This is a genomic window from Cryobacterium algoritolerans (genome assembly GCF_004402785.1).
GTDB lineage: Bacteria > Actinomycetota > Actinomycetes > Actinomycetales > Microbacteriaceae > Cryobacterium > Cryobacterium algoritolerans.
Window position 1 is genome coordinate 1 of the sequence record NZ_SOFP01000067.1, and the last position, 10,620, is coordinate 10,620.

Below are 10,620 nucleotides of genomic sequence, written 5' to 3' on the forward strand. Positions count from 1 at the left end.
CCCCGGCCCGGGCCGCCCGGGTCCGGCCCGCCCGGGCCCGGGCGGGCGAATCAGACCAGGCGTTTGACCATTCTGGTGTTGCCTAAGGTGTTCGGCTTCACCCGGGCGAGGTCGAGGAACTCGGCGACGCCCTCGTCGTGGGAGCGGACCAGCTCGGCGTAGACCAGCGGGTCAACCGTCTCCGAGCCCATGTCGCTGAAGCCGTGCCGGCTGAAGAACGGCACCTCGAACGTGAGGCAGAAGAGGCGGGTCAGGCCGAGCTCGCGGGCATCCGTTTCGAGCCGGTCCATCAGCGCGTGGCCGACGCCGCGGCCGAGCCGGTCGGCGGTGACGGCCAGGGTGCGCACCTCGCCGAGGTCCTCCCACATCACGTGCAGGGCGCCGCAGCCGATCAGGGTGCCGTCGGTGTCTTCGACCACCCGGAATTCCTGGACGGCCTCATAGAAGACCACGCTTTCCTTGCCGAGCAGGATGCGCTCCTGCACCAGCGGCGCCACCAGCGCCTGGATCCGCGGCACGTCGCTCGTGCGCGCCCGGCGCACCGAATACTCCTGCATCTGGCGCGTACCGGCCCTTTCTCGTGGCTTACTCAGGAAAACCGTTCCAGTCTACGGAAGTCGCCCCCGTCTTTCCGGGAGTGCGACGACGGCCCCGGCAGGATTTCCTGAGTTAGCCACCCTCAGCATTCGGGGAACGAGGAAGGGCCCGGCGGATGCTCCGCCGGGCCCTTCGAGGCGTTGCCGCCGGGCTTGGTGCTACTCGCTGGTCACGGCGAGGTCGGGCGTGCCCGGCCCGGTACCCAGTGCTGCCGTCGTGTTGACGCCGACCGAGACCGCGGACTTGCGTGCCGTGGTGGTGAAGACGTACGCTCCGGCCACGAAGTCCACGTGCACGTGGTCGCCGGCGTTCAGCTCGCCCTGCAGGATCTTCTCCGACAGGCGGTCCTCCACCTCGCGCTGGATCGCACGGCGCAGCGGCCGGGCACCCAGTGCGGGGTCGAAGCCGACCTCGATCAAGTGTTCCTTGGCCGGGACGGTCAGTTCGACGGTCATGTCGCGGTCGAGCAGGCGGTCGCTCAGTCGCTTGATGAACAGGTCCACGATCTGCAGCAGTTCCGGCTTGGTCAGCTGCGGGAAGACGATGACCTCGTCGACGCGGTTGAGGAACTCGGGCTTGAAGTGCTTCTTGAGCTCTTCCTTGACCTTGCCTGCCATCCGGTCGTAGCCGGTGGCCGTGTCGCCCTCGAGCTGGAACCCGACGGGCGCGCCGCTGATGTCCTTGGTGCCGAGGTTGGTGGTCATGATGATCACGGTGTTCTTGAAGTCGATCACGCGACCCTGGCCATCCGTCAGCCGACCCTCTTCCAGAATCTGGAGGAGGGAGTTGAAGATGTCGGGGTGCGCCTTCTCGATCTCGTCGAACAGCACCACGGAGAACGGCTTGCGGCGCACCTTCTCGGTCAGCTGGCCGCCCTCTTCGAAGCCGACGAAGCCCGGAGGGGCACCGAACAGCCGCGAGACGGTGTGCTTCTCGCCGTACTCACTCATGTCGAGGGAGATCATGGCGGCCTCGTCGTCGAACAGGAACTCGGCGAGCGCCTTGGCCAGCTCGGTCTTGCCGACGCCGGTGGGGCCGGCGAAGATGAACGAACCGGAGGGACGCTTCGGGTCCTTCAGACCAGCGCGGGTGCGGCGGATGGTCTTGGCGAGGGCCGAGATGGCCTCCTCCTGGCCGATGACGCGCTGGTGCAGAGCCTTCTCCATGAAGACGAGCCGCGAGGACTCCTCCTCGGTGAGCTTGAACACGGGGATGCCGGTCGCCTGGGCGAGCACCTCGGCGATCAGGCCCTCGTCGACGACGGCGGTGGTCTTGACGTCGCCGGACTTCCACTTCTTCTCCAGGCGCAGACGCTCGCCGAGGAGGTTCTTCTCCTCGTCGCGCAGGCCCGCGGCCTTCTCGAAGTCCTGCTCCTCGATCGCGGTCTCCTTGGCGGCGCGCACCACGGCGATCTTCTCGTCGAATTCGCGCAGCTCGGGCGGGCTGGACAGGATCGACAGGCGCAGGCGCGCGCCGGCCTCGTCGATCAGGTCGATGGCCTTGTCCGGCAGGAACCGGTCGGAGACGTAGCGGTCGGCGAGGTTCGCGGCGGCCACGAGGGCCCCGTCGGTGATCGAGACCTTGTGGTGCGCCTCGTAGCGGTCGCGCAGCCCCTTGAGGATGTTGATGGTGTGGGGCAGCGACGGCTCGGCCACCTGGATCGGCTGGAAGCGGCGCTCGAGCGCGGCATCCTTCTCGAAGTGCTTGCGGTACTCGTCGATCGTGGTCGCACCGATGGTCTGCAGCTCGCCGCGGGCGAGCAGCGGCTTGAGGATGGAGGCCGCGTCGATCGCGCCCTCGGCGGCACCGGCACCGACGAGGGTGTGGATCTCGTCGATGAAGATGATGATGTCGCCGCGGGTGCGGATCTCCTTGGTGACCTTCTTCAGGCGTTCCTCGAAGTCACCGCGGTAGCGGCTGCCGGCGATCAGGGAGCCGAGGTCGAGCGAGTAGAGCTGCTTGTCCTTCAGCGTCTCGGGCACGTCGCCCTTGACGATGGCCTGGGCGAGGCCCTCGACGACGGCGGTCTTGCCGACGCCGGGCTCGCCGATCAGTACGGGGTTGTTCTTGGATCGTCGGGACAGGATCTGCATGACCCGTTCGATCTCTTTCTCACGCCCGATCACCGGGTCGAGTTTGTTCTCGCGGGCAGCCTGGGTGAGGTTGCGGCCGAACTGGTCGAGAATCTGGCTGCCCGCCGGACCGCTCGCCGTCTCGTTGGCCCCAACCTGGACCTGCTCCTTGCCCTGGTAGCCGGACAGGAGCTGGATGACCTGCTGGCGCACCCGGTTGAGGTCGGCGCCGAGCTTGACGAGCACCTGGGCGGCAACGCCTTCACCCTCGCGGATGAGGCCGAGCAGGATGTGCTCGGTGCCGATGTAGTTGTGGCCGAGCTGCAGGGCCTCGCGCAGGCTCAGTTCGAGCACCTTCTTGGCGCGCGGCGTGAACGGGATGTGCCCGGTCGGCTGCTGCTGGCCCTGGCCGATGATGTCCTGCACCTGCTCGCGCACGGCGTCCAGGGAAATGCCCAGGCTCTCGAGGGCCTTGGCGGCCACACCCTCGCCTTCGTGGATCAGCCCGAGCAGAATGTGCTCGGTGCCGATGTAGTTGTGGTTGAGCATCTTGGCCTCTTCCTGGGCCAGGACAACGACGCGACGAGCTCGGTCGGTAAATCTCTCAAACATGTGATCGCTCCCTTGGCGCCAGGGCAGTTGTGGCACCGATACATCGAGAGTAACGAGCGAACCCGCAAAACCATGCCTCTGTTCGCCGCAGGCGTGACGGAAGACGCCCCGCGACCGGTTGCGGCGGGTCGCCCCGGCTATTGCACGGCGCTGGTGAGCCGGGCGAGGTTGTCGAGCACGGTGGAGCGCAGCGGCTGCTTCATCCACTCGTCGAGGGTGAGCCGGCGGCTGTCGGCCCGGTAGCCGTCTTCAACCTCCCGGAGTTCGCGCACGAACGACCGGCCGCGCACCATCAGCGACACCTCGAAGTTGAGGCTGAATGAGCGCATGTCCATGTTGCTGGACCCGATCACGGCGACCTCGTCGTCGATGGTGAAATGCTTGGCGTGCAGCACGTAGGGGGCCTTGTACAGGTAGATGATCACGCCGGCCCGCAACAGTTCCTCGTAGTAGGAGCGCTGGGCATGGTAGACCAACGCCTGGTCGCCGACCTCGGAGACGAACAGCTCCACGTGCAGCCCGCGCTGGGTGGCCGTGGTGATCGCGTACATGATCGACTCGTCCGGCACGAAGTACGGGCTCGTGATGATGATGCGTTCCTGGGCATAGTAGAGCAGCGCGAGGAACAGGCGCAGGTTGTTCTCGCCCTCGAATCCGGGGCCGCTGGGCACGACCTGGCAGTCCAGGGAGTGCGGCACGACCTCGGCGTCCGCCGGTTCGATATCGCGGGTGAGCAGGTCGCCCGTTTCGCCGTACCAGTCGGTGATGAAGATCGCGTTGAGCCCGGACACGATCGGGCCCTCGAGCCGGGTCATCAGGTCTTTCCATTTGAGCCCGCGACGGATGTTGCCGGGCATGTTGTAACTGCGGTCGATGATGTTCTGGGAGCCCATGTAGCCGACCCGGCCGTCGACGATGACGAGCTTGCGGTGGTTGCGCAGGTCCGGGCGTTGCCACTTGCCCTTGAGCGGCTGGAGCGGCAGGAGCAGCTCCCACTTCACGCCGGACTCCGTGAGCCGGCGCAGGGTCTTGCGATAGCCGGGCTTGCGCATCGACTGGATGTGGTCCATCAGCACCCGCACGGTCACCCCGCGCTTGACGGCGCGTTCGAGGGCGTCGAAGAACGGGGCGGTGGTCTTGTCGAGGGAGAGGATGTAGAACTCGACGTGCACGTACTTGCGGGCCGTGTCGATGTCGGCGACCATCTCGGCGAGGGTGCCCTCATAGTTGCCGAGCAGCCGGGCCTGGTTGCCGCCGACCAGGGGCATCGAGCCGAGGTTGCGGTTGAGTTCGACGACGGAATCCAGCCACGGCGGCCAGACGTGGTCCCTGCGCACCTGTTCGATGCCCTCGGTGCTGTCGAGGATGAACTGGTTGATCTCCTCCTGCATCTCCAGCCGTTTCTTCGGCAGGGTGCGGTAGCCGATCAGCAGGAAGAGCAGGGCGCCGAGATAAGGGATGAAGAAGATGGCCAGCAGCCAGGCCATACCGGACGTGGGCCGGCGGTTGCGCGGGACCACGATGACGGCGACCACGCGGATGGTGAAGTCAACGGCGAGGGCGACCACCAGGATGAAGGTCGAGATGTCGATGCCGAACATGCCGGGTCAGGCGACCGGTTTGTCGAGTCCGACTGGCTTGTCGAGGCCGACCGGTTTGTCGAGCCCGAGTTTGGCGCGTTCCTCCGCCTCGATTTTGGCGTAGACCTTCCGCTCGGTGCGGTCGGCCCGGATGATGGACCGCATCACCAGCCAAAAGATCAGCCCGACCAGCACGGTGGGCACGAGCGACCAGAATGCGCTAACCCAGAAGTTGTCCATATCCCTGACTACGATACGGGAAATCGGCGCCGGCAACAGCCCGGTTCACGGGTGTGCCGCCACTGGGACTGACGCGGCTGCGCGGCATCCGCTCGCCACCGCCGTCGCCCCGTCGAATTCGACGGACTTTTTTCCCTCAACGGCCCTAAATCACGGTTTATCACCGCAATTCGGCAAAATCTCCGTCGAATTCGTTAGGGCGAGGACGTGCCAAGGCCCGCGGCGGTGACCGCATCGAGCCACAGGCTGGCGAGCAGCTCGTGGCCCACGCTCGTCGGGTGCACCCCGTCGAGGGCGATCACGGTGCCGCCGACGGCCGCGGCGCTCCGCGCGAGCCCGGCGTCGGCGGCGACGAGCACGGCGTCGTAGGCGAGCGCCAGCCTGCGCACGACGTCGATTTTCGGGTCGAGGTCCTCGCGCCAGGCGTGCTGCTCCGGGGTGACCGGCAGGAGGAACGGTTCGACCAGCACGAGCCGGCTCCCGGACCTCACGATCGGTTCCAGCAGCCGGCGGTAGTCGTTCTCGAAGCTCTCCGCGGTGGTGGGCTCGTTGGCGTCGTAGCGCCGCCAGGTGTCGTTGACACCGATCAGCACCGACACGATGTCGGCGGCATGGGCCAGCACGTCCCGCTGCCGGCGGGCGGCGAGGTCGACCATGCGGTTGCCGGAGATCCCCGTATTCACGACCCGGCGGCCGGACGCCCAGCCGGAGCCCGCAATGTTGCGCACGTACCCGAACCCGAGGTGGCCGTCGTGGTCCTCACGGCGACGGCAATCGGTGACGCTGTCCCCGGTGAACAGCACGACGCCCGTCATTTGACGATGATGCCGTAGACCCCTGAACCGATCAGGTAGAGCGCGATCCCTCCGACGATGACCCAGAGGATGATCCGGTTGCGCGAGGGGCCGCTGTTCTCCGGCACGGGCGGGGTCTCGTCGCGGGCGGGTTCCTCCGGGGGCTGCAGGCTCATGGCCTCACTTTACCAATGGGAAGAGTATGGTCTCCCGGATGCCGAGGCCCGACAACGCCATCAGCAACCGGTCGATGCCCATGCCCATCCCGCCCGTCGGCGGCATGCCGTATTCGAGGGCGCGGAGGAATTCCTCGTCGAGGCGCATGGCCTCCGGGTCTCCCCCGGCCGCGAGCCTGGCCTGCTCGACGAAACGTTCACGCTGGATCACCGGGTCGACGAGCTCGGAGTATCCCGTGGCGAGTTCGAAACCGCGCACGTAGAGGTCCCACTTCTCGACCACGCCGGCGACGCTGCGGTGGCCGCGCACGAGCGGGCTGGTGTCGACCGGGAAGTCCATCACGAAGGTCGGCCGGGTGAGGCCGCCCTTGACGAAGTGCTCCCACAGCTCTTCGACGTACTTGCCGTGGATCGGGTGCTCGACCTCGATCCCCTCCCGCTCGGCGAGGGCCTGCAGCTCGGCCAGCGGGGTCTCGGGCGAGACCAGGTAGCCGAGGGCCACGGAGAGGCTCTCATACATGCCGATCCGGTCCCACTCTCCGCTGAGATCGAACTCCGTTCCATCCGCCCAGGTCACCACATGCGAGCCGGAGACCGCGAGCGCGGCATCCTGGATCAGGGTCTGGGTGAGGTCGGCGATCGAGTTGTAGTCGCCGTACGCCTCGTAGGCCTCGAGCATGGCGAACTCGGGCGAGTGGGTGGAGTCGGCACCCTCGTTGCGGAAGTTGCGGTTGATCTCGTAGACCCGGTCGATGCCGCCGACGACGGCGCGCTTGAGGAACAGCTCGGGGGCGATCCGCAGGTAGAGGTCGGTGTCGAAGGCGTTGCTGTGGGTCGTGAACGGGCGGGCGGATGCCCCGCCGTGCATGACCTGCAGCATCGGCGTCTCGATCTCGAGGAAGTTCCGGTCGGTGAAGGTCTTGCGCAGGCTGGCGACGGTCTGGGACCGCGCGACGACGCTGGCCCGGGCCTGCTCGCGGGCGATCAGGTCGAGGTAGCGGCTGCGCACCCGGGTCTCCTCGCTGAGCTCGGTGTGCAGGTTCGGCAGCGGCAACAGGGCCTTGGCGGCGATCTGCCACTCTGCGACCATGATCGACAGCTCGCCGCGACGAGAGGAGATGACCTCGCCGGAGACGAAGAGGTGGTCGCCGAGGTCGACCAGGTCCTTCCACGCGGCCAGCGACTCCGCGCCCACCTCACCGAGGGAGACCATGGCCTGGATGCGACTGCCGTCGCCGGCCTGCAGGCTGGCAAAGCAGAGTTTGCCGGTGTTGCGCAGGTGCACGACCCGGCCGGCGAGGCCGGCCGTGACGCCCGTGACGGCATCGGGTTCGAGGTCGCCGAACCGGGCCCGCACGGCGGGGATGGTGTCGGTCACCGGAACGGACACCGGGTACGCGCCGCCGCCGGGGGTCGTCGCCGCGCCGATCAGGCGGTCGCGCTTGGCCAGCCGCACGGCTTTCTGCTCGGTGATCTCCGCCAGCGCGGCCTCGGCCTCGGCGAGTTCGGCCGTGCTCGGGGTGCCGGTCGCGTCCGCGATCGTGGCGGACTCAGGGGTGTTGTGCGGGCTCATGCGGTTCTCCGTCGGCGGCTGGCAGGCAGGCGGTGCCCCGGCTGCTCCGCGGGTTGATCTGGTGGATGAAGATGGTCAGTTCAGGTCGAGGGCTGCGTTGTCGATCAGGCGGGTGCTGCCCACCAGCGCGGCGACCAGCATCCGGGCGGGCCCGTGATGGTCGGTTGCGACCGGAAGGAAGGTCTGCGGGTCCACGACGACGAGATAGTCCAGTTTAACCAGTGGCTGGGCGTCGATGAGTGCATGGGCTGCCTGCTGGGCGGCGGCCACGCCCCGGCCGGCCACGGATGCCGCGGCCGCCAGCCCCGCGGACAGCGCCCCGGCGGCGGCGTGCTGCTCCTCGACGAGGTTGCGGTTGCGGCTGGAGAGCGCGAGCCCACCCTCCTCCCGCACGATCGGGACCACCTCGATCACGGGCCGGAAGTCGAGGTCGGCGAGCATCGTCTCGACCAGGAATACCTGCTGCGCGTCCTTCTGGCCGAAGACGATAACGTCAGGGTCGACGATGTTGATCAGTTTGCCGACGACGGTGAGCATGCCGTCGAAATGCCCGGGCCGGGCGGCTCCCTCGTAGAGCGTGCCGACGTTCCCGGCGGTGACCCGGGTGGAACTGGGGCCGTGCGGGTACATGATCCGGCTGGTCGGGGCGAAGACGACGTCGACGCCGACCGTGGCGAGGGCGACGACGTCCGCGCCCAGGGTGCGCGGGTAGCTGGCGAGGTCTTCACCGGCACCGAACTGCAACGGGTTGACGAAGATCGACACCACCACGGTGTCGCCGAGTTCCCGTGCCCGGCGCACCAGGGCCAGGTGGCCGGCGTGCAGGGCGCCCATGGTCGGAACGAGCACGACGCACGGACTGCCGCCTGCATGTCGCTCCCCTGCTTCGGCCAGGCGCGCGCGCAGGCCGCCGATGGTGTCGATGACCTCTGGTGTGGTGAGCACGTTCACTCGTCCTCCGTGTGTTGCAGGTGTGCTGCGGCGTGTGCTGCGGTGTGTGTTGCGGTTGGTGTTGCGGTTGGTGTTGCGGTTGGTGTTGCGGTTGGTGTTGCGGTTGGTTCAGTCATCGGTGTCGTCCGCGTCGTCGCGGGCGTCCGCCAGGGGCAGGTCGCCGATGAGGGACAGGTCGAGCCGGTCCGGGCTGGTGCGGGCGAGGGCGTTCTCCATCGCGGAGCGCACCAGCGGCGCGATCACGGCCCCCGGCCGGTCGATCCCGATCCCCGCGAGCAGGCCGGTTGCCTGCTCGACGATCGAGGTCGCGAACATGGTGGCCGTGTCCACGGCCTCGGCGTAGCGGGAACGGTCCGCCTCCGCGACGATGACCGGTTCCCCGCCCATCTCCACGACGAGCGCCTGCGCGATCGGCAGCACCGGGGCCGGCGCCGTCACCGCGAACCAGCTGTCGGCCAGCCGGGCGATGTCGATGCTCGTCCCGGTGAAGCTCATCGCGGGATGGATCGCCAGCGGGATCGCCCCGCCGGCCTGGGCCGGGGCGAGCACGTTCGTGCCGAACCGAGCGGAGGTGTGCAGCACGAGCTGCCCGGCCTGCCAGGTGCCGGTGGAGGCCAGCCCGGCGATCAGGCTTTCCAGCTGGCTGTCCGGCACGGCGATGATCACGAGTTCGCTGCGCTCGACGATCTCGGGCACGGTGAGGATGGGCACGAACGGCAGGATGGCTTCGGCCCGGTCGCGGCTGGCCTGGGAGATCGCGGAGATGCCGACGATTGCGTGGCCGGCGCCGGCCAGGGCCGCACCGAGGATGGGGCCGACGTGGCCGGCGCCGATGATGCCGATCCCAAGCCGGCCGGGTCGCTGGGTCATGCGGGCGCTCCGTTCGGGAGGTTCCCGTTCGGGAGGCTCCCGTTCGGGAGGTTCCCGTTCGGGAGGTTCCAGTGGTGGCTGGTGTCCAGGTGGGCGGACTCGATCGCGCCGGCCGCGACGCGCTCGAACAGGGTCACGGCCTCGCCGGCGTCGACCACGCTGAGCGTGGCGGCGACCGGCCCGGCGACGGTGTGCAGGCCGGCGGAGGCGAGGCGGAGCATCCGCAGCACCGGGCCCTGGCTGACGCCGACGCTCTGCAGCCGGGCCAGCGGCACGAGGATCAGTTCCCGGCTGACGGTGCCGCGGCGCAGCAGCGCGATCCCGTCGGAGATCGCGTAACCGGTGCGGCGCCAGGAGAACGGGCGGAGCCAGGCCGCACGCCGGGGCGCGTTGGTGAAACCGTCGTCACCGCCCTTTGATCGGAGGCCGCGGGAGATCAGCGCGAGGTGCTCGGCCGAATTGAAGCCGGGCAGGATCAGTTCGAGCACGCGGGCGACGTCGTCCTCGGTGCCGACCGGGAGGGTCGTGGTGTTCGCCTCGCCCGCCGCCCCCTTGTTCGTGGAGTGCCCGGCCGTGTTGATCCGCACCTGCCACCAGCCGAACGGACGCCAGAGCAGGGGCTGCGACACCCGGATGGCATGGATGCGGCCGGGCGGGAGGGTCTCGTTGCTCGTGGACAACAGGCCGAAACCCACCCGCACGCCGTCGGGGGTGCCGGCGATGCTGTAGCGCAGGGACTTGGTGAAACGGGAGAAATAGTAGCTGACGCTACCGAGCATGCCGGGGAGGATGACCACGAGCAGCCAGCCGCTGCCGCCGACCGCGACGCTGACGACGAGGGCGATCCCGGCCAGCACGAGGAACACGGTGAAGCCGCTGAAGAAGACGGATCCGATCAGCCGCCCGGGGGGGATCCGCACGACCGACTCCGGCGGGGCCGCGTCGGGATCGAGCTCCGGGGCGAAGAACTCGTTCGCCCGGTCGACGGCGAATCCGCCGATCCCGCCGGCGATCCCTACCGCCGCCGCGCCGAACCCGGATGCGCCGGAGCCGAACGCCCGCGCGGACGGGTCGGGCTGCGCGGCGTCCGGCGGGGTCGTGTCCTGGCCGCCCGCGCCGGTTCCAGGGTCGACGACGGCGGTGCCGTGCGCGGCG

At 68.5% G+C, this 10,620-nt stretch carries 10 protein-coding genes; all 10 read right to left on the reverse strand.

Annotation, left to right across the window (positions count from 1 at the left end; translation table 11 throughout):
* Positions 1-50: 50 nt before the first annotated feature.
* Entirely contained in the window at positions 51-557 is a 507-nt protein-coding gene (locus tag E3O19_RS13830; RefSeq protein ID WP_134568527.1) for an amino-acid N-acetyltransferase, read from the reverse strand.
* Between the two features lie 198 nt (positions 558-755).
* Positions 756-3,281: an ATP-dependent Clp protease ATP-binding subunit gene (locus E3O19_RS13835; RefSeq protein WP_134568528.1), complete on the reverse strand. Its 2,526-nt coding sequence runs from the start codon at positions 3,279-3,281 to the stop codon at positions 756-758.
* Between the two features lie 137 nt (positions 3,282-3,418).
* Positions 3,419-4,882, reverse strand: coding sequence for a cardiolipin synthase (gene cls, locus E3O19_RS13840; protein ID WP_134568529.1), 1,464 nt, complete (start codon positions 4,880-4,882; stop codon positions 3,419-3,421).
* 6 nt (positions 4,883-4,888) lie between these two features.
* A complete protein-coding gene (locus E3O19_RS13845; protein ID WP_134568530.1) occupies positions 4,889-5,101 on the reverse strand; it encodes a hypothetical protein in 213 nt (70 codons plus the stop codon).
* Positions 5,102-5,295: 194 nt separating this feature from the next.
* Positions 5,296-5,916 carry an SGNH/GDSL hydrolase family protein gene (locus E3O19_RS13850; RefSeq protein WP_134568531.1) on the reverse strand — a complete coding sequence of 207 codons (621 nt, stop codon included), beginning with the start codon at positions 5,914-5,916 and terminating at the stop codon, positions 5,296-5,298.
* Positions 5,913-6,071, reverse strand: a complete 159-nt coding sequence (locus E3O19_RS17855) for a hypothetical protein (RefSeq protein WP_166804582.1) — start codon at positions 6,069-6,071, stop codon at positions 5,913-5,915. The genes E3O19_RS13850 and E3O19_RS17855 overlap by 4 nt, the downstream gene beginning before the upstream one ends.
* Positions 6,072-6,075: 4 nt before the next feature.
* Entirely contained in the window at positions 6,076-7,644 is a 1,569-nt protein-coding gene (gene lysS / locus E3O19_RS13855; RefSeq protein ID WP_134568532.1) for a lysine--tRNA ligase, read from the reverse strand.
* A 75-nt stretch (positions 7,645-7,719) separates the two neighbouring features.
* A complete protein-coding gene (gene panC, locus E3O19_RS13860) occupies positions 7,720-8,589 on the reverse strand; it encodes a pantoate--beta-alanine ligase (protein WP_134568533.1) in 870 nt (289 codons plus the stop codon).
* Positions 8,590-8,703: 114 nt separating this feature from the next.
* Complete coding sequence (locus E3O19_RS13870) at positions 8,704-9,465, reverse strand: Rossmann-like and DUF2520 domain-containing protein (RefSeq protein ID WP_134568534.1); 762 nt, start codon at positions 9,463-9,465, stop codon at positions 8,704-8,706.
* A partial coding sequence (locus E3O19_RS13875; RefSeq protein ID WP_166804583.1) for a PH domain-containing protein occupies positions 9,462-10,620 on the reverse strand: 1,159 nt, incomplete at its 5' end. The genes E3O19_RS13870 and E3O19_RS13875, both read right to left, overlap by 4 nt.